Raw genomic sequence first — 18,108 nt, forward strand, 5'->3', positions numbered from 1 at the left:
CGCGTCATGTGGTTTCACCGGTTCTTGTGGTGGTCACGGGGTTCTGGTGTCGTCAGGCCGGTGAAAAGACGTGTCGTTTCGCGAGGGAACTGGATGGCGCGTGTATGCGCTGGGGTACGGGATGACTCCAGCCTTGTGAGGCCAGCGGTTCGATGGGACGGCTGTGCCGGTAGGGGGGAGCGGTCACCGTGTCGTGACGCTCGTTGCCCACGGGGCGGCTTTGCTCCCTTGCCGGCTCGTGGGTCCTGTCTACGGGGTGCTGGTGCCCCGGCCTGTCCCGTCGACCGGGCGGTGACGGTCGTGCGCCTGCCCCGTCGCTGTTCGAGGTCGATTACCTCACCGTCGAACACGCGGAAATCTATGGCGGCCGCAGTAGACATTGGAGGGTGGTGTGGTTATGGTTCCTCCCGTAGCCGAGATCAGCAGGGCCCGGCAGAGACGAACTGCCGGGCAGCAGTACCCGCAGTCGCGGGATGCATGACGGTGCGGTGGTGGAGTTCCGAAGCCAGAGCTTGCAGGACGGCGACGGGGCTGACGACCGGACCGGGTGGCCCGCAGTGATCAGGGGCCGCCGTGAGCAGTACCCCGCAGCGAAGTCAGTGAGCAGCACCCCGGTGAAGGCGTCGGCTGCGGACGCGCGCACCGGGAAGTTCGGCAGTGGGGTTCCAGGCCGGAGCAGACGCAGGACGGGCGACGGGGCCGGCTGCCGAAGGGTGGCGCTGTCCCAGGCCACCAGCAGTTCGCGGTACCAGCAGTTCGCAGTACCAGCAGTAGGCAAGTGATTGATCCCCGAGGGAAGAACGGAGGAGCCGAGCGCCATCAGGATCGCCCGGGCGGACGTCTTGGGCCCGGGTACCGCAGGACATCGATAGTGAGGTGGTCTCCGGTCAAGCAACCGCGATCCCCGCACCCCCGGCAGCGTCTCGGCCGGGTCTGCGGACACAGGAGGCCGGCGCAGGATCAGGGCCGGCAGATGGTGTAGTAGTTCCTTCGGGGCCCTGGTGCCATTGGCACCGGGGCCCCTCCCCGCGTTTTACCGAGAGGTGCAAGTGACCGCAGACGACTCCTTCGGCCGGCTCGATGACGACGACTACCCCGCCTACACCATGGGCCGGGCCGCCGCGATGCTCGGCACCAGCCCGGGCTTCCTGCGCGCCCTCGGCGAAGCCCGTCTGATCACCCCGCTGCGCTCCGAGGGCGGCCACCGCCGCTACTCCCGCTACCAGCTGCGCATCGCCGCCCGCGCCCGGGAACTCGTCGACCAGGGCACCGCCATCGAGGCCGCCTGCCGCATCGTCATCCTCGAGGACCAGCTCGAGGAGGCCCAGCGCCTCAACGCCGCATACCGCCGCGCCGCCGAAGCGGCGAACCCGACGACCGCGGCCTGAGACGGCTGAGATCTGCAACCCCCCGGAGCTGCGCGGCCGCCGCCCGGAAAGGGGGGCGTCGACGGTCCGGGCGCCGGCCCCGGCCGGGGCGACCTGTGCCACCACGGCCTGGCCGTGGAGGACGTCCTCGCGGGCCTGTGGGCGAGTGTGGTCACGGCGGGCCTGTCGCTGCGCGTCGACACGCCGGACGGAGGCTGGTGGGATGAGACTCGGTTCCGACCGGCGTTATCACCTGATCCTGATCGCGGCAGGCCGCCCGACGATGCACGGCTGGTGGGGCAGCGAGGCCGTGGCCCGCGACAAGTTCGTCGCCTGGGTCGGCGTGTACGGTGCGCTGCCGGACGCCCGGGTCACCCTGGTCGATGCGGAGGCCGGAGCGGTGTTGAGGGTGTGGCCGGACGAGAGATGACCCCGCCCGCCATTCGGCCGAAGAGCCCCGGTTCGCGACCGCGACGCGTGCGGGAAGGGTGCGCCGTGCCTGTGCCGGTATGACCAGTGCGCCCACACGGGCGGCGCACTCGGGAAACAGCTGATCACGCCCCGTCGTCGGCCGCTATCCACGGCTCATGCTCACAGCTGTGCTGCGCGGCATCGCCGCCGAAGGCCCGGGTGCGGTCTACTTCCGCGACGGCGGCCGGCGCGCCCACGGCCTGGCGGTTCAGTTCACCGAAGTGAAGCACCTCGAGTTCAGTAGCTCGTGGTTTCGCTCCTGAGGTTGTCGGCAGGCGGGGCGTGAAGGAGGTCGCTGAGCTTGCCGCGCAGTTCGGTGGTGGCGGGGTGGCCGATTTCGTCGGCGATCTCCAGGGCGTGGCGCCAGGCACGCCGGGCCGCCTGGGGATCGGCGACGGCGAGATGCGTATCGCCGAGGTGGTGCAGTATCTCTGTCTCGCCGTAGCGGTCGCCGAAACTGCGGTCCAGTTCGAGGGCCCGCTGGTAGCAGTCGAGGGCGTCGGTGTATTCGGTGAGATGGTGGTGTGCGTAGCCGAGACTGTCCCACGCCCCTGCCTCGCCGTGCCGGTCGCCGATCGCCTGGTTGAGGGCCACCGCCTGGGCGCAGTAGTCGAGTGCGGCCCGATGGTCGCCGAGCGCGATGTTCAGCCAACCGACGTTGTTCAGTGCCTTGGCCTGGCCGGCCTGATGGCCGGTCTGCCGGTACAGCGTCAAAGCCTGCGTGGCGTGGTCGAGTGCGTCCCGCTGGCGCCCCTGCTGGTTGCACACCCAGCCCAGGCCTCGGTGGGTATGGGCCTGGCTGTCCCGATCGCCCAGGTTGTCATAGAGATCCAGGGCGTGGCGGAAGTGGGTGTGGCCTTTGTCGAGCCGACCGATCTGGGTGTAGACGTTGCCGAGGCTACGGTGCGCTGCGGCCTTCCAGGACACGTTGTCGAGCCGTTGTGCCGCGTCAAGCGCGATGTGCTGGCTGGCGGTCCAGTCGTGCCAGTGACCGCGGTAGTCGAAGAACGTCTCAAGGGCCCAGGCCAGCTGCCAGGCGTGCGCGTCGTGGCGCGTTCTGACGGCCAGGTCGATGGTGCTGAGCAGCGCGGGGTGCTCGACGGTGAACCAGGCCAGGGCCGCGTCGTGGTCCGCCAAGGTCAGGGGAGTTACGCCAGGCCGGGCAGCCACCAGGCGGATTTCGTCCCGGTGCGGGTCCAGCCGCTGTGCCGCCGTGTAGGCCGTGTGGAGGTAGAAGTCCACCACTCTCAAAAGCGCTTCGGCGCCGCCGTCGGCCATTTCTGTTTTTGCCTGTTCGACTGCGTAAAGGCGGACCAGGTCGTGCAGGCGGTAGCGGCCAGGTTCGGGTTGCCGGACGAGGTGGGCATTTTCCAGTTCCCGCAGCGCCGCCCGTAGGACGGTGGCCGGGCAGGCGACCAGGCTGGCGATGGCGGCCTGTCCGATCTCTGGGCCCGGGGCCAGTCCCACGAGCCGGAACACTTCCGCGGCCCCCGCGGTCAGGGCTCGGTACGACACGGTGAAGGCCGCGCGCACGCTGGCGGTCAGATCACCCGCGTCCAGCGCGTCCAGCCGCGCCGACTCGTCCCGGAGCTCCTCGGCCAGCACGGCGAGCGGGAAGTCCGGGTGGGCCGCCGCGCGGGCTGCCACCACGCTGATCGCCAGCGGCAGCCCCGCGCAGTGCTCCAGCAGCGCGGCGACGGCTTCCGGCTCGGCCGCCACGCGGTCTTCCCCCAGGTGGCGGCACATCAGCTCCCGTGCTTCGGTGTCGGTCAGCACGTCGAGCGTCAGCATCCGGGCCCCATGGGCGCTCGTCAACCCGGCCAGCCGCCGGCGGCTGGTGACCAGCACCGTGCAGGTGGCGCTGCCCGGCAGCAGCGCGGCCGCCTGCTCGGCGTCGACGGCGTTGTCCAGCACGACCAGCATTCGTTTGCCCTCGAGCAGGCTCCGGTACAGCCCGAGCTGAGCCTGCACCTCCACCGGCACGGACCCGGAGTCCACCCCCAGCGCGTCGAGGAACCCACGTACCGCCGCGGCAAGCGCGACGGGCTTACCCGAGGGATCGAAACCGCGCAGATCGACGTAGAGCTGCCCATCCGGGAACCGCTCGAGGTTGTGGTGCGCCCACTGCAGGACCAGCCAGGTCTTGCCCATCCCACCACTGCCGCCGATCGCGGAGATCACCACCGTCCCGCCCGGCTCCCTCGTTGAGCCCAACGCCTTGGTCAGCTCCGCGAGCTGGCGCTCCCGGCCGGTGAACCAGCGCGGCCGGCCGGGAAGCTGGCGGGGCACCGGGGCGGGCGCCCCGGTGCGCGGGGCGGGCTCAGGCTTCGCAAGGGTCAGGGCCGTGTCCGCGGTGAGGATCTGCTGGTGCAGCTGCTGCAGGGGCGCTCCGGGATCGACCCCCAGCTCCTCGGCCAGCCATCCCCGCACGTGCTGGTAGTGGGCCAGCGCGTCCGCGGCCCGTCCGGCTCGGTACAGGGCGAGCATGAACTGGCCGGCCACCCGCTCGTCCAGCGGATGCCGCTCGGCCCGCGCGGACAGGGCGGGCAGGCACTCACTGTGACGGCCGGTGCGCAGCAGGGCGTCGGTCCGGTCCAGCTCCGCGGCCCATTGCTCGTCCCGCAGCTGCTCGCGCACGGTGTGCAGCCATGGGGAGTCCAGGCCGGCCAGTGGCTCGCCCTGCCACAGCCCCAGTGCCTCCTCGAACAGGGGCAGGGCGGACCGGTCGTCCGCGTCCTCGCGGGCCCGGGCGATCAGGTGGCGGAAGCGGTGCAGGTCCACCGTGGCCTCGCCGAGGTCGATCACGTAGCCGCCGGACCGGCGGACCAGCCGGACGCCGTGCGGCTCCAGCCCGCGGCGCAGGCGGGACAGGTAGGCGTAGAGCGTGTCCCGCCCCCGGTGGGGCACGCGGTCGCCCCACACCCGGTGAAGCAGCCGGTAGGCCGGCACCGGACGGCCGACATCGAGCAGCAGGGCCGCGAGAACACACTGCTGCCGCGCATGCCCCAAGGCCACAGGCCGCCCCCCGGCCCGCACCTCGAGCGTGCCCAATAATTGGAACTCCACCATGCCCTGCTCCCCCTTCATGCCGGTATCGACCCGGCAGGCACCACTGTGACCTGCCGCGCAAGGTTTCCCGCAAGGTTTCTCGCAAGGTCGGCCGTACATCGTTGCCGGCGTGTCCAGAACCGGGCGGCCCACCGCCCAGGCACCTTGACGAAAGTGAGCTTCCCCCGCTGTGCGGGAGTGGCGGGAATGGACTTTTCGCTCGTGCCTCACATGACCTTTGATTGGGAGGAACATTCATGCGCAAGCACCTGCGCCTCGGTCTGCCGTGCTTGGCGGCGGCCGTGATGATGCTGGTTCCGAGCGGGCCGGGGGCGCTGGCCGCTCCGGCTGGGGGCGAGGATGTCACCGTTTACGTCGGCTCCGGCGGAGCCTCGCTTGCCGGGCTTTCGGGGAAGTCGCTTCTGCGGGCGGCGGGGAAGGCCGGCCTCACGGCGCAGAGTCCGGTCAGGTCCCTGCGTGATGCCCAGGCCGTGCTCGAGGCCAGGCACACGAAGAACGCGACGATCATGCTCCGCGGCGGCACCTACACTGATGCCGGGGTGGAGTGGGGGCCGGGCATCGCCAGCGGTACGGTCACGCTCAAGGCTCAGCCGGGGACGGGCCCCGTCACGTTCGACGGGCGGGCGGCCAAGGCCGGGTACTGGACGAAGGTCGGCCCGACGTCACCCAAGCTGAACTTCCAGGGGCCGTACACCGTGCAGCGCTACGGCGACGGTGGGCTCAAGGCCACCGGGACCAAGAAGGACGGCCCGGTCAAAGGGCTCGTGGTCAACCGGATCACCTTCAAGCAGATCGGCAATGCCTGGGTCAAGAGCGGCAAGGGCTACGCCGGCGTGCAGCTGAACTACGTTTCGAAGGCCAAGATCACCAACAACTCGTTCGTCAATCTCGAGAACAAGACGGTCCCGGGGAACACCCACGGTGTCTACCTTGCCTTCAACCAGACGCAGAAGACCCCTGGGAGCAACGAGAACCTGGTGAAGGGGAACACCTTCCAGGTCGTCTCAGGCGACCCGGTCCGCGCCAGCGACGGCAGCAGCGGCAACAAGGTCCAGAACAACGTCTTCAAGAAGGGCCGCGACTACAAAGGGAAGACCCGGGGGAACGGCAACTACGGGATGTTCACCTACTGGGTGTTCCCCAGGGCCAACACCTGCGGAAAGGGCGGAAACACGTTCTCGGGCAACACCTACACCGTGAACTACTACAACAAGAAGGCTCCGGCCGTCCGCTCAGGGTCCAAGACCGGCCGCACCTGCAAGTCCGTCAAGGACACGGGCGGCAACACCTACAAGCGCTAACCTCGACCTTTCGTGACGGTCCGCCGACTCCGTCGGCGGACCGTTTCGCGTTCTGTGGCTGATGGCGGGCAGCCCGATGGCCCACCTGCCGCCGTGGGTTCCTCCGCACCAGCCCTTGAGCTCCTCACCTCGGTTCAAGGCTGAATATCTGATCGGACCACCTCGTCGATCCAGTCGGCGAGGTGCCGCGGCTCACCCGGCTGCGATGTGTCGGGTTCGTGTCAGCTTGAGATTAAGAAGTCATCTCATTTGGTGAGTCTGCGGTAGCAGATGAGGGTGCAGGCGATGCTCGTGAAGGCCAGGAAGTGCTCGGCCTTGCGCTCGTAGCGGCGGTGCAGGCGGCGGCAGCCGGCCAGCCAGGCCATGGTGCGTTCGATGGTCCAGCGGTGCCGCCCCAGCCGCTGCGAGGTCTCGACGCCCTTGCGGGCGATGCGATGCCGGATGCCCCGCTTCGACAGCCATCGCCGCAGGTGGCGGTAGTCGTAGCCCTTGTCGGCGTGCAGCTTGCCGGGCCTGCGCCGGCGGGGTCCCCGCCGGGAGCGGACCGGCGGGATGCCCTGCACCAGCGGGATCAGGGCCTGGCTGTCGTGGACGTTGGCGCCGGAGATGCCGACGGACAGGGGCAGACCCGTCCGCTCCGTGAGCAAATGGATCTTCGACCCGTACGTGCCCCGGTCCACAGGATTCGGACCTGTCAGCTCCCCCTTTTCAAAGCCCGCATGTTCACCGAGTCGATCGCACACCGCGACCAGTCCAGCTCGCCACGGGCTCCGAGCTCGTCCAGGACCAGGCGGTGCAGCCTGGCCCACACCCGGGCCTTGGTCCACTCGGTGAACCGGCGGTGGGCCGTCGCGCCGGACGGCCCGAACGAGGCGGCGGGCAGCTGCTGCCACGTGCAGCCGGACGTCGCCACGAACACGATCGCGGCCAGCACCTCCCGGTCACCGTGCCGACGCCGACCGCCACCCTGAGGTCGCGTCGGTGCCTCCGGCACCACGCGCTGGAACAGTTCCCACAACTCATCCGGCACCAGCCGCTCAACGATCCCTGCCACGGCCGACAGCCTACCGAGCCAATTGAGATGACCTCTAATTCACCAACGGCACCGGGAGGCCCGCAACGGGCCTCCCACCCCACCCAGCCCCTCACGGGCCTTTTCACGCCGCCACCCGCGCACAGCGCTCTACCGCGGCCACGCCGGGCCAACGCCTCACGTTCCTGCCCGGCCTCTTTCACCGCGCCGCCCCGGCCATGAGTCGAGCCGCCCACAGGGCCCGCTCCTCACCGCCCCTTCGCGCGCGCTCACCCCAACCGCAAGGAATCACCCATGATCCCGGTCAAGAGCACCGAGAAGCAGCGCGCCGTCTACACCCAGGCCATCGTGGACAAGTGGAACATCGCCACTCCCGACCAAAAGCGACGCGGACGCGAGTGGTACGCCACCGCACACGAATTCGCCGCCGAAATCGCTGCGGGAAACACCAGCAAGGGCGCGGGCGTTCTCGCCGCACTGTCCGCCAACAAGTCGTGGGCGGACAATTGCAGGCTTGCCCGTAAAGCCTTCGCCGAAGGAACGGCAAGCGGACACGTCCACGACGCGATCACCAAGGCAAACCGAATCATGGCGGGCACCGACCCGAACGAAATCCTCCCCATGCACATCAAAACGGGATTCTTCTACGTGTGCATTGCCGATCCGGAACATGCAGAAGCCGTAGTGATTGACCGCCACGCGCACGATATCGCGGTACGCCAGATCTACGGCCAGCGAGACCGAGGATTGGGAGCGGTCGGACGTTACAACCTACTCGCCGACTGCTACCGCGCCGCTGCCCAGAAAATCGGAGAGGTACCCAGCAAAATCCAGGCCGTTACATGGGTGGCCCACATCGAGCGCAAGTGAGGCTTGCCCCAGCACCGGGGCGGGCCCTGGTGCCAGAGTTGATCCGGGGCTAGGGCGCGTATCGAGTCGTGATCAATGGGCGCCTCGGGTGAGGTCTTTGATCCAGATCATCGAGGCGCGCAGGTGGAGGCCGGCGAGGTAGCTCTCCGGGGTCTTGTCGTACCGGGTGGCGATACCTCGCCAGGCCTTCAGCTTGTTGATCAGGCGCTCGACGGTGTTCCTCTCCTTGTAGAGGTCGGCGTCGTGGCGGACGGGCCGGCCGCCCCTGGAGCCCTTCTTCTTCCGGTTGGCGGCCTGGTCCGACTTCTCCGGGATGAYTGCCTTGATGTGGCGTTTCCGCAGGTGGGCGCGGTTGCGGCGGGATGAGTAGGCCTTGTCCCCGGCGACCGCGTCCGGCCGGGTACGGGGGCGGCCGACAAGACCGCGGACCCGAATCTTCCCCAGCACCGGGATGAACTGCGGGCTGTCGGCGGCCTGTCCAGCGGTCAGGACGAACACCAGCGGGCGGCACCTGCGGTCCGCGGCGAGGTGGACCTTGCTCGTCTGCCCGCCCCGCGAGCGTCCGAGAAGGGCCGCCTTCAGCCGGAGCTTTCGCCGGCGCCGGATGCGTCGTCGCTCTTCCCGCTCAGGATCGGCTTCGGCGTCCTGCCCGTTTCGTTCTTCGTAGCTGCCCCCTTTGACCTGGCCTTCTCCTCCTCGGCGGCAGCCTTCTCCAACGCGGTGAGCACGTCCTCGTCCAGGTGCATCCCCGCGGCGTCGTGGTGGGCCCGCGCGGTGGTGGAGTCGATGCTGACCAGGGACAAGTCCACCTCGCCCCGCTTCGCGGCCTCCGCGATCAGCCCCTCCAGCAGGGCCTCGAACACACCCGCGTCACGCCACTGCCGGAAGCGGTTGGAAACGGTTGACCAGGCGCCGAACTCGGTCGGCATCTCCCGCCACTGCCCGCCCGTCTTGAACCGCCAGATCACGCCCTCGAACTGCTGCCGCAGCCGCTCGGGGTACGGCCCGTACTGGCCGATCGGCAGGTACGGGCCGATGAACTCCCACTCCGCATCCGTCAGTTGCACTCGCGTCACATAAAACGATCTACCGGATCAGGTCCCGCCCCAAGAGCGAAACCCGCAGATTGATCACGACCCGATACGCGCCCTAGAGCGGCGCCACATCGTGCCCCACCCGGCGGATCTGGACTATCTGTGGACGTGCTACCAGCCACCCCGAGCCGCTGACATCCACTCCTGACATCAACGACGGCGGACGCACGCGGATCGCGACGGTATTCCTGGGAGCGGGATCACCCGCCATGGCATGCCAGTCCAGCAGCAGTCCAGCCCCTTGACCGAACTCCTAATGCGGTGGTCGCGAGTGCTGTACAGCAGCGAAGTACAGCAACCGCTGCGACCGCAGCCGACTGTCACCAGCTTCAGATACTCGACTGACCAGCCAAGCAGACCTCAGCGACCGTCCCGCCCGCAGTTCGCATCGAGAGGTTCATCGTGCCCGCTGCGTGCCCGTTCGGAGGGGACGCAGCGGGGACTCACGGGGAACGGCGGCGCCAACCTCGCTCCGGACCAGGTCAGGGAGTCGCCAGGTCAGCGTCCATCCGCATACGGCGTCTTCCAAACTGGTGCTTCAGGACTCGGACAGCGGCGCTTGACCGGTCATTGCTGCCGACCGCTCGGTACCGCGAGCCGAGGATGAAGACTGCGGTTCAGTACCAGAAGGCCTTGACGACGGCGTGCCCCGTGGGGACGGTCCGGGTGTAGAAGGCCTGCAGGTCCGTGTGGTGGGTGAGGAACCAGCCCTTGACCTCAGCCTCGTCGAAGGCAGAGAAGGGAGGCAGGACCTTCGGCCGGGCCGCGTCCCAAAGATCGTCGAAGGAGACCGCATCCAGGAAGTCCGCTACCTCGCGTACCTGAGTGGGGCGGAGTATCAGAAACGGCGGCTGGTCGTAGGTGGCGTGGTGCACAGGGCTGCCCCCGAAGACCGGGAGCTCCCAGTCAGGAGAGCCCCGCAGGGTGTACGCCGCTTTGTAGACCTCATGGAGGGCGGGAAAGTGGTACTCCACGACTTCGGCGATTCCGGCCCGGCGCTCGGCCTGGAAGCGGTCGAAGTCCCCCGCGGCCCCCATGAACTCCTCCAGCCAAGCCCAGTCCTCTCGGATCTCGGACTCCGGCATGACGCGCAGCTGCATCTCGATGCTCATGCCGCGCATTCTGGCCGAGGCAACCGACAACGCTGAGTCGGTCGGTCGACATCAACGGCTGACACCAACAGGTGCGGACAGCGCCGACCAACGCCGAATCACAACGGACGATCAGCCAAGGACACCGGCCGGTCGGCCGACGTTGCCGATGCCCCGTGATCGACCTGATAAGGATGAGGCTCGAACCTGTCCCGGGCGGGGCGCCACCCACAATCAATCTGTCCTCGGTGGGATGTGGATCTGGTAGCAAGGGCGGCGCCGAACCGATCCACACGTCCAAGATCAGGGGTCAAGTCCCTACGGCCAAGTTGGCGCGTCGAGTGGAACGCTACGAGCGCGAAAGACGCTGACCGCGTACGCATCCACGTTGGGCATGGCCGAGCCTGGGCGGTGGGGGTCAGCCCTTGGGATCAGAGCAGTACATTCCGATGGCGGGCCAGGTGTCCGAGGTGACGCGCCCGCCCGTGTACACCCGGGCAGCCTGCTCATCTTTGACCCACTCGCCATGACAGACGTAATCCTCGATGCCCTTGTCGTTTTTGCTGCGGATCACGTTGATGCCGTAGTTCAACGGGCCGTCGATGGTTTTGGCGTAGTCCTGAATGGCTGCTTTGGCGCTGTCCACAGTGGCGGTCGGGATGACGAGGTCTACACTGCCGACCCCAAACTTCTCGATCTTGTTCACCACGGTGTAGGCCGGCGCCGTGGGCGTGTCCACCACCTTGGGTGTCTCCACCGCCTTGTCCTCCTGGTCGCTGCTACTGCACGCCGTGAGCGTGGCGAGGAGCAGGCCGATCGTCATGATGGCTGTGGTGCTGGTGCGCATGGTCCCCCCAGGGATGTCATATGAGGAGGACATCATCTCGGGCAGACCGGGGCGCATGCGGGTGGGGAGGGCGAAGATCCCGAGCTTGAATTGCGGTTCGGTGCGGAAATCCCCGTCGCGTCATACCGAGCCCCTTGCGATCGACCTGACAGGGACGAGCCCCTGGCGGGGCGGTACAGCAGTGAAGTACAGCAACCACAGCAACCGCCCCCGGTCGGCAACGCACTTACAGGACCTCAGCGCAACTGGTATGACCGCCACCGACCGATCCACATAGAGCTACGGATCAGAAGCGCCGTGCCACACCCGTGCCAGATCCAGCGGGGAGCCACGGGGAACGGCAGTTGCCGACGGGTGACTGATCTCCTGTCCGCCCATGTGGACCCTTCGCAGGTGAGAGCCGCACTCGCCTCACCTCGCTCCTAAAGCGGGTGTCGCAGGTTCGAATCCTGCCGGGGGCACCAGCCGAAGGGCCCCGGGCCGATCATGGTCCGGGGCCTTTGGCGGTTCGGTTTCAGGCGGTGTGCGGGGTGAAGGTGACGCGGGAGTTGCCCTCGTCGACGGCCAGGTTCAGGGTGCCGTCCAGGGCCTTGGCCAAACTTCGCAGCAGCGGAAGCGTCGGCACGGTGTCGCCGCCCTCCATCCGGGACACCTGAGGCTGCGTCACCCCGGCCCGCTCGGCCAGTTCGTTCTGGGACAGGCCGAGTTCGATCCGACGGTCGTAGACCGCCTGGCCCGAGGTCGCCGGCCAGCCGCGCGTCGACGTACTCCTGGTCGTACTCCACCGTCTCACCCGTAAGCTGCCGGGCCCGGCGCGCCTCCACGTGCTGTGATTCATCAACTCTCCTCGCGCCGACCGTAGGTGTGTTCGGCCCGGCTGTGCTCGGCCCCGCAGACCTTCTGCGCCTGGTGCGCACGCTCGGCTTCCGCTGCCTCACTCATCCGCGTCTTGCGGAACACCGTCAGCAGAACGATCCGCTGCCCGGGGGCGAGCCGGTACGGGAGGCGCACGGCCTCGGGCACCGGGCTCGTTCGCCGCGATGACCGAGAACATCTGCCGTGGACGGCACAACTCGCGGCTCAACGCATTCCGGTCGCACCGGACCAGTACTGATCAGCCCACGTCGCGGTGGCTCTCCTGCCTTCCGGAGAGCCACTTGCACCGTTTCCTCGTGCTGAGGTCTCAGATTCGGCAACCTTCGGTGTCGGGTGCCGTCAGGGATCAGCCCGCCGTACGGACCACGACTTCAAATCCGAGGTCGCTCAACAGCTTGGCAGCGTGGTCCTTGCCGCCGGAGAACTCGTCGCTTCCCAGAGGTTCCCGTCCGGACAGATAGCCGTGCGCCGCCCCCACGATGGCCTTTGAGTCGTACTCCTTGCCATCGATCTCGAGCAGGTAGCTACGCGACGGTCCGAATCCGTATCTCTCCAGGAACGCATCCCGACCGAGTCGGTCGTACTCCGCAACAGCCTGCAGGATCGCAGATCGAGTGATTTCGTTCAGCGTCATGAGGGGAAGGTAGACGAAGCCACCGATATACGGGGCCGTGCCGGCCGGGAAGAGCCCTCCGGCGGTCGTCCGGCCGTGGGCGCGGACTCCGCCGGTGACGACGCCAAATCGTTTTCAGCTGAGTATCGACGGGCGTTCCTGCACCGTCGTGGTCGATGGCCAGGGCGTGGGCGAGTACGCGGCCGCTGTGGATGTTCACGCCGTGCCTCACGACCTGTCGCGGGTCGTGCTGCATCTGCGCCCGATCGGGACGTGGTCGGCCGAGCCGGAGTCCTCGCCCGGGTGGAGGGCGGCATCCCGTGCACCCCTGCTCTTCGGAGTCGGCTTCTTCGAGGAGTCGAGCCATGCCACCCAGAACCTGGCATACTCACAGTATGGCAACTCGGAAGATCACCATCACCGTGCCGGAAGAGCTGGTGGAATCGATCAAGGAGCGCGTCGACGCGCGCGGGGTGTCCGGCTACATCGCGGCCGCCGCCGCCCACCAGGACGCCATGGACCGACTACGCGAGTTGGCCGACCGGCTCGAGGAAGAGCACGGCGCCGTGACGGACGACGAGCAGCAGGCAGCGCTGGAGCGCATCGCCGCCATCGACGGCTGGCATGACGAGCAGCGATCGGCTTCGGACGAGGCCGCGTGAGCCGCACCGCCCGAGCGAAGCTGCACCGGCCGCGGCAGCGCGTCTTCGTGTTCGATTCCGAAGCTCTCTCCAAGGCGGTCCAGGGCGATCGGGAGATGACCGCGCTGATCAAGACGGCCCCGCGGCTCGACATCCCGATCATCACCTCGGCGCTCACGACCCTGGAGGCCTGGGACCCGCGCGAAGCGTCGCGGCAGGCACTGTGGAACTGGACGCTGTCCCGGATCCGCATCGTGCACACGGACGACCAGGTGATCGCCATGGCGCGCGACATGCTGAAGGCGGCCGGCCTGCACGGGCACAAGTACGCCATCGACGCCGTCCTGGCGGCCGTGGCCGGGCGGGAAGCCGCACAGGGGGCCGAGGCAACCGTCTTCACCTCCGACACCCACGACATGAAYCMACTCCTCGCGGGCCACTCCGTGCGAGTCGAGAAGGTCTGACGGGACWCCCACACCTCACTCCGGCCGCTCGCCGAGCCCCAAGCACCCCATGGCCTTCGCCGGACAGCACACTCACCGGCACGGATTCGGCACACATGAGGCCGGGAAGCCTCGCAAAGACGTGAGAACTGCCGAGGAGAGTTTTCCCAGGCCAGACAGCTATCAGCAGACGTTTCCGCAGGTCACAACCCCGCCCAGGGAAAACTCCTCAAGCGGGTGTCGCAGGTTCGAATCCTGCCGGGGGCACAGCGAAAAGGGCCAGCTCAGGAGGGGTTTCCTCCCAGGCTGGCCCTTCGTCGTGTCCAGGCACTGGGCCCCTCACCCAGCCCGGTACGGGTCACCTCTACCGAACCCGGAGCGGTTCAGGCGAGTAGTTGCCGACTGCTTTCCGGCCGATCGGGCGCCACTCGTGAAGCCGGACGGTGAGTCTCTTGGCAAGGCTTGTTTCGCTCCGGCTGTACAGCAGCGGAGTACAGCAGCCACAACGACCAGTCCCGGGCGTCAGCAGCCGCACCGGACCGATGCGTGCCCGATACGACCGTCGATGACCGATCCACATAGAGCTATGGATCAGAAGCCTGCTGACATCCACGGCTGACATCAACGACGCCGGACGGGGGCGCACACCAGCGCCCCGGTCCGGCCGTCGCACCAGTCGCCGGCCGCAGCCGGAGCAGGCTCGGGTCGAACTCCTCAAGCGGGTGTCGCAGGGTCGAGGTAGAGCTTGCCGTTGTCCTTGGCGTACGCCTCGACGATGTGCGCACGGCAGGCATCGAGGTCGACGCGCCCCACCTTCAGCACGGAAGCCTCGCCCCAACGCAGGCCGGTGTAGGGCAGCAGCAGGATGAACGCCCGATAGACGCCTGACGCGTTGGCCAGCGCGTCGACCTGCATGTCGTCGAGGTACACGTGGTCAGCCGGCATCGCCTTCGGCAGGGGCACGCCGACAACCGGGTTGACCGTCAGACGACGACCTTTGACCGCGCAGCGGGCCAGCCGCAGACGGCCGGTCTCGGTCAGGGGGCATTACGGTGGGGCACGAGGGCCTTTCTGCTGCTGGGCGTAGATGTCGCAATCCACACCGAGCCAGAAGGCCCTCACCCATTTCAAGATCCCTCAGCCGAGACCTCCGTCACCAACCTCCGTGGACAGAACACCCCAACCGGCAGGCACCGCCGTGCCGGACTCACCCGACCAACGGGGCGGCGGCGGGTTGAACACCAAGTTCCGGGTCAGTTCCGGTGGTTCGGGGCGGTCGGTCACGCCTGGGCGGGCACGGTTGCCGGCGGATCTCATCGAGGCCACGAGGCTGACCTCCGCGTACCTCCACCGCTCTCAGGCCACTGCGGCCTTGCGGGACCGGACATGGTCCGGGACAGATCGCCACCGACCGGGCGGTGATGCTCGCCGCCGGCGGCGAGGCCATTGCAGACCGGGCCGTGCTGGACCAGGCCAAAGCGTTCGGCTCGATCGCCTCGACACCGACTGCCTGGCGGCTGCTCGCCGACGTTGACGAGCGGACAATGGCTTCTGTGCACTCGCCCCGCGCTGCGGCTGGGGGGGGTCGCCTGGCTGCAGCCGCCGAGACCGGTGAGGGAATACCCGCTGACCTGGCCGCGGGACACGTGCTGCCCGGCCTCGTCCCTGAACCTCGACGCCACTCTGATCACCTGGCGCTCCGGAAGGGTCCCGGAGCCCGAAACGGAACCCGGACATCCAGGAACGCGTGTACGAAAAGACCTCGCCGCACGTGACTGGAGGTGACAGGATTCCTTCAACCGGCCTGCTAAAGGCCAGAGTTGGGGGATATTCATGAGGAACGGGAGCTACAGACGTGCCACGGCGCTGACCCTGGGCGCGACGCTGCTGGCCGCACTGCCGCCCGCCGCGACCGCTCATGCCACGGACAGCGCAGCCGCCCAGGCCACGGCGGAGGCGGCCCGCACCGTGGATGCCGAGACCACCGATGACTTCGCCGCCCTCGCGGATGCCGTACTGACCAGACGGACCTCCGCGCTCCTGGACGGGTCTCAGGCCACCCGCCGTGCCGGCGCGGTGTTGCCGCTGAAGGGCGACGTGCACGTCACCAGCAGTCTGGCTCGCACGGAGGACACGGCGACCGAGATACTGCGTGACCGCAGGGCGCGGCTCGCCGACCTGGACGAGGCGTACACGGCGGCCGAGACCGAGATCGACGTGGACAAGGTGCGGGTGACCGGCGACCGGGCGACTGCCCAGGTCACCGAGACGACGATGCTCACGTACAAGAAGATCCAGGGCGACGAGCCGCCGACCACCGGCTTTCAGGCCAGGCACGAGCTGACCTTCGTCGCCGCGCCGGACGGCACGTGGGAGCTGACCGGATTCACGCCTCTCGACGAGGAAGGGCCGGCCGCGGTCAACTCGGTGGCGGACACCGCCGGGGACACCGGGCCCACGTTCACCGGCATGGCTGAGGACCCGATCGACGAGGGCGGCGAGCCCGAAACCGACGGCCCCGCGCCCCAGGAGAGCCAGGCGGGCACCACCCAGCCCACAGTCCAGGCCCAGGCCAAGGCCAGCGCCACCGCGAGCTACAACTACACCGCCATGGCGAAGTACGCGGAGAAGTACTGGAAGAACTACAACCCCAACTACCGTAAGTTCAACGACGTCGGGGGCGACTGCACGAACTTCATCAGCCAGGCACTGCGGGCCGGCGGCTGGAAAAACGACACAGGTTGGTACAAGAGCTACAAGAACTGGTGGTACAACTCCTCGAACCAGACGACGTCCTGGATCAACGTCAACTACTGGGCGTCCTTCGCTCTGCACAGCGACCGGGCCTACAACCTGGACAACGTGTACAAGCTGGGGATCGGGGACATCCTCCAGATGGACTTCAGCGGCAACAGGTCCAAGGACCACTCCATGATCACCACGTACAAGAGCGGCGGAGTGCCCTACCTCACCTACCACTCGACCAACACCTACCGGAAGTCGGTGAAGAGCCTTGTGGCGCAGTACCCGCGCGCGACCTACTACGCCTTCCGCACCTGACGGAAGCGGACATCGCTCGTGGCGGCGTCGCGCCGGGCTGCTCATGGCGGTGCTCTGCGCGGTAGCGCTCACCGCGTGCGGCGGCGGGGACGGCTCTGCGTCCGCGAAACCCGACCTGGCGGACCAGGACCGTTTCCTGCACGACTACGTACGGTTCCTCAACCGCTCGGACGAAGACGGGCTGGCCGGGCTGCTCGACGCCCATCCCCAGGGCTCCAAGGATGCCCGTGCCCGGATCAAGGCGTACGGCGGACAGGACTGGGACGTCCGGTGGACGCGCACCTCTGACTTCGAGGGCGTATGGAAAGTGGACGTGTCCGGCACCGCAGGTGCCAAGCGCCGACCCGTCCGCGTCACCGAGACCATCACCTGGGAGAAGGCGCGGTGGGTGATGAGCCCGCTCCCGGGTGTCGTACCGACCCCACCCGACGCGGCGGGGACCGAACCGCCCGGGTGAGCGCATCAGAGCCCGGCCGTTTCGCCTGAGCGGCGTCCGGTCTTGAACAAAACAGCGAATGTACCTCCTGACCTGGGGCGGCCGGGCTTGTCCAAGGCTTCTGCCGTTCCAGCAGGAAGACGCTTTCTGCGTACACACCATCGCCTGGCCCCCAGGCCCGTCGTCTCGGCCGACGCCCACGGAGTGGTCAGCCACGCAGGATCGCGTGCCCACGCTTGCCTTCTTCGCCGGGCTGTTCGCGCTTCGGTCACCGCAGACCGCAAGAGGCAGCCAAGCGAAGGCACCCGCCAGGCGCAGGTGCGCATCGTGCACGTCACCGACCGAACACACCATGGGTGAGTCGGCGGAACCAGCCTCGAAGATGCCGACACATCCGCATCGTGCACACGGACGACCAGGTGATCGCCATGGCGCGCGACATGCTGAAGGCGGCCGGCCTGCACGGGCACAAGTACGCCATCGACGCCGTCCTGGCGGCCGTGGCCGGGCGGGAAGCCGCACAGGGGGCCGAGGCAACCGTCTTCACCTCCGACACCCACGACATGAATCAACTCCTCGCGGGCCACTCCGTGCGAGTCGAGAAGGTCTGACGGGACTCCCACACCTCACTCCGGCCGCTCGCCGAGCCCCAAGCACCCCATGGCCTTCGCCGGACAGCACACTCACCGGCACGGATTCGGCACACATGAGGCCGGGAAACTCCGCGAACACGTGAGAACCGCTGAGGAGTCCTTCCCCTGGTCAGACGCCCTGCGGCTCACGTCTCCGCAGGTCACAGCCCCGTTCCGGGAAAACTCCTCAAGCGGGTGTCGCAGGTTCGAATCCTGCCGGGGGCACAGCAGCCAAGGGCCGGTTCGAGGGCTTGAGCCTCCGAA

The 18,108-nt window shown here is 68.0% G+C and carries 16 protein-coding genes, 1 tRNA gene and 3 pseudogenes; 11 read left to right on the plus strand and 9 right to left on the minus strand.

Translation table 11 applies throughout. The features are described 5' to 3' along the window. The first annotated feature begins 1,049 nt into the window (after nt 1-1,049). From DIZ27_RS28165 to DIZ27_RS28175, 3 genes are all read left to right on the plus strand, one after another. Nucleotides 1,050-1,388, plus strand: a complete 339-nt coding sequence (locus DIZ27_RS28165) for a MerR family transcriptional regulator (protein WP_109381267.1) — start codon at nt 1,050-1,052, stop codon at nt 1,386-1,388. Nucleotides 1,389-1,590: 202 nt separating this feature from the next. Beyond that, nucleotides 1,591-1,797: a hypothetical protein gene (locus tag DIZ27_RS28170; RefSeq protein ID WP_109381268.1), complete on the plus strand. Its 207-nt coding sequence runs from the start codon at nt 1,591-1,593 to the stop codon at nt 1,795-1,797. Nucleotides 1,798-1,966: 169 nt separating this feature from the next. Beyond that, entirely contained in the window at nt 1,967-2,101 is a 135-nt protein-coding gene (locus DIZ27_RS28175; protein WP_258308569.1) for a terminal protein, read from the plus strand. Here the strand turns inward: DIZ27_RS28175 and DIZ27_RS28180 are convergent. Further along, nucleotides 2,076-4,925 (minus strand): BTAD domain-containing putative transcriptional regulator, encoded by a 2,850-nt coding sequence (locus tag DIZ27_RS28180; RefSeq protein ID WP_258308570.1) that lies wholly within the window; start codon nt 4,923-4,925, stop codon nt 2,076-2,078. The genes DIZ27_RS28175 and DIZ27_RS28180 overlap by 26 nt on opposite strands. A 218-nt stretch (nt 4,926-5,143) precedes the next feature. Between DIZ27_RS28180 and DIZ27_RS28185 the strand changes: the two genes are divergently transcribed. Beyond that, on the plus strand, nt 5,144-6,208 hold the full coding sequence (locus tag DIZ27_RS28185) for a hypothetical protein (protein WP_109381270.1): 1,065 nt from the start codon (nt 5,144-5,146) through the stop codon (nt 6,206-6,208). 245 nt (nt 6,209-6,453) lie between these two features. Here the strand turns inward: DIZ27_RS28185 and DIZ27_RS28190 are convergent. After that, a protein-coding gene (locus DIZ27_RS28190; protein ID WP_181383727.1) for an IS5 family transposase occupies nt 6,454-7,253 on the minus strand; the annotation gives its coding sequence in 2 pieces (ribosomal slippage) (nt 6,454-6,905 and nt 6,905-7,253; 801 coding nt in all). A 282-nt stretch (nt 7,254-7,535) separates the two neighbouring features. Between DIZ27_RS28190 and DIZ27_RS47465 the strand changes: the two genes are divergently transcribed. Then, the gene (locus DIZ27_RS47465) at nt 7,536-8,111 is read left to right on the plus strand and encodes a hypothetical protein (RefSeq protein ID WP_258308571.1); all 576 of its coding nucleotides are present in this window, start codon (nt 7,536-7,538) and stop codon (nt 8,109-8,111) included. Nucleotides 8,112-8,183: 72 nt separating this feature from the next. Here DIZ27_RS47465 and DIZ27_RS28200 read toward each other — a convergent pair. The 3 genes and pseudogenes from DIZ27_RS28200 to DIZ27_RS28210 all read right to left on the minus strand — a co-directional run bounded on the left by DIZ27_RS28200 (nt 8,184) and on the right by DIZ27_RS28210 (nt 11,143). Next, nucleotides 8,184-9,187 (minus strand): annotated as a pseudogene (locus tag DIZ27_RS28200) (IS5 family transposase). A gap of 635 nt (nt 9,188-9,822) precedes the next feature. Beyond that, entirely contained in the window at nt 9,823-10,317 is a 495-nt protein-coding gene (locus DIZ27_RS28205) for a DUF1877 family protein (RefSeq protein WP_181383722.1), read from the minus strand. 397 nt (nt 10,318-10,714) lie between these two features. After that, on the minus strand, nt 10,715-11,143 hold the full coding sequence (locus DIZ27_RS28210; RefSeq protein WP_146229001.1) for a hypothetical protein: 429 nt from the start codon (nt 11,141-11,143) through the stop codon (nt 10,715-10,717). 372 nt (nt 11,144-11,515) lie between these two features. Here DIZ27_RS28210 and DIZ27_RS45930 point away from each other — a divergent pair. Then, nucleotides 11,516-11,607 (plus strand) — tRNA-OTHER (locus DIZ27_RS45930). 50 nt (nt 11,608-11,657) lie between these two features. Here the strand turns inward: DIZ27_RS45930 and DIZ27_RS28215 are convergent. The 3 genes and pseudogenes from DIZ27_RS28215 to DIZ27_RS28225 form a co-directional block, all read right to left on the minus strand. Further along, nucleotides 11,658-11,981 (minus strand): annotated as a pseudogene (locus DIZ27_RS28215) (helix-turn-helix domain-containing protein). Then, a pseudogene (locus DIZ27_RS28220) lies at nt 11,981-12,160 on the minus strand (type II toxin-antitoxin system RelE/ParE family toxin); the annotation flags it as partial. The pseudogenes DIZ27_RS28220 and DIZ27_RS28215, both read right to left, overlap by 1 nt. Nucleotides 12,161-12,365: 205 nt before the next feature. Further along, entirely contained in the window at nt 12,366-12,653 is a 288-nt protein-coding gene (locus tag DIZ27_RS28225) for a hypothetical protein (RefSeq protein WP_109381274.1), read from the minus strand. Nucleotides 12,654-13,027: 374 nt separating this feature from the next. Between DIZ27_RS28225 and DIZ27_RS28230 the strand changes: the two genes are divergently transcribed. Beyond that, complete coding sequence (locus DIZ27_RS28230) at nt 13,028-13,294, plus strand: hypothetical protein (RefSeq protein ID WP_109381275.1); 267 nt, start codon at nt 13,028-13,030, stop codon at nt 13,292-13,294. Continuing rightward, nucleotides 13,291-13,737, plus strand: a complete 447-nt coding sequence (locus DIZ27_RS28235) for a hypothetical protein (RefSeq protein WP_109381276.1) — start codon at nt 13,291-13,293, stop codon at nt 13,735-13,737. The genes DIZ27_RS28230 and DIZ27_RS28235 overlap by 4 nt, the downstream gene beginning before the upstream one ends. Nucleotides 13,738-14,430: 693 nt before the next feature. Here the strand turns inward: DIZ27_RS28235 and DIZ27_RS28240 are convergent. Continuing rightward, a complete protein-coding gene (locus tag DIZ27_RS28240; RefSeq protein ID WP_258308572.1) occupies nt 14,431-14,661 on the minus strand; it encodes a hypothetical protein in 231 nt (76 codons plus the stop codon). Between the two features lie 888 nt (nt 14,662-15,549). Between DIZ27_RS28240 and DIZ27_RS28245 the strand changes: the two genes are divergently transcribed. The 3 genes from DIZ27_RS28245 (at nt 15,550) to DIZ27_RS28255 (ending at nt 17,823) form a co-directional block, all read left to right on the plus strand. Further along, entirely contained in the window at nt 15,550-16,776 is a 1,227-nt protein-coding gene (locus DIZ27_RS28245; protein ID WP_109381277.1) for an amidase domain-containing protein, read from the plus strand. Between the two features lie 49 nt (nt 16,777-16,825). Continuing rightward, nucleotides 16,826-17,233, plus strand: coding sequence for a hypothetical protein (locus tag DIZ27_RS28250; protein ID WP_146229002.1), 408 nt, complete (start codon nt 16,826-16,828; stop codon nt 17,231-17,233). Nucleotides 17,234-17,613: 380 nt separating this feature from the next. Then, nucleotides 17,614-17,823 carry a hypothetical protein gene (locus tag DIZ27_RS28255; RefSeq protein WP_258308573.1) on the plus strand — a complete coding sequence of 70 codons (210 nt, stop codon included), beginning with the start codon at nt 17,614-17,616 and terminating at the stop codon, nt 17,821-17,823. Nucleotides 17,824-18,108 lie beyond the last annotated feature (285 nt).

Source organism: Streptomyces sp. NWU339 (assembly GCF_003143855.1).
GTDB lineage: Bacteria > Actinomycetota > Actinomycetes > Streptomycetales > Streptomycetaceae > Streptomyces.

What these genes read in the sequence shown, in the direction of transcription:
- DIZ27_RS28170 (WP_109381268.1), top strand. Translation starts at nt 1,591, where the DNA reads ATGAGACTCGGTTCCGACCGGCGTTATCACCTGATCCTGATCGCGGCA.
- DIZ27_RS28205 (WP_181383722.1), bottom strand. Translation starts at nt 10,317, where the DNA reads ATGAGCATCGAGATGCAGCTGCGCGTCATGCCGGAGTCCGAGATCCGA.
- DIZ27_RS28240 (WP_258308572.1), bottom strand. Translation starts at nt 14,661, where the DNA reads ATGCCGGCTGACCACGTGTACCTCGACGACATGCAGGTCGACGCGCTG.
- DIZ27_RS47465 (WP_258308571.1), top strand. Translation starts at nt 7,536, where the DNA reads ATGATCCCGGTCAAGAGCACCGAGAAGCAGCGCGCCGTCTACACCCAG.
- DIZ27_RS28225 (WP_109381274.1), bottom strand. Translation starts at nt 12,653, where the DNA reads ATGACGCTGAACGAAATCACTCGATCTGCGATCCTGCAGGCTGTTGCG.
- DIZ27_RS28185 (WP_109381270.1), top strand. Translation starts at nt 5,144, where the DNA reads ATGCGCAAGCACCTGCGCCTCGGTCTGCCGTGCTTGGCGGCGGCCGTG.
- DIZ27_RS28210 (WP_146229001.1), bottom strand. Translation starts at nt 11,143, where the DNA reads ATGCGCACCAGCACCACAGCCATCATGACGATCGGCCTGCTCCTCGCC.
- DIZ27_RS28230 (WP_109381275.1), top strand. Translation starts at nt 13,028, where the DNA reads ATGGCAACTCGGAAGATCACCATCACCGTGCCGGAAGAGCTGGTGGAA.
- DIZ27_RS28245 (WP_109381277.1), top strand. Translation starts at nt 15,550, where the DNA reads ATGAGGAACGGGAGCTACAGACGTGCCACGGCGCTGACCCTGGGCGCG.
- DIZ27_RS28180 (WP_258308570.1), bottom strand. Translation starts at nt 4,925, where the DNA reads ATGAAGGGGGAGCAGGGCATGGTGGAGTTCCAATTATTGGGCACGCTC.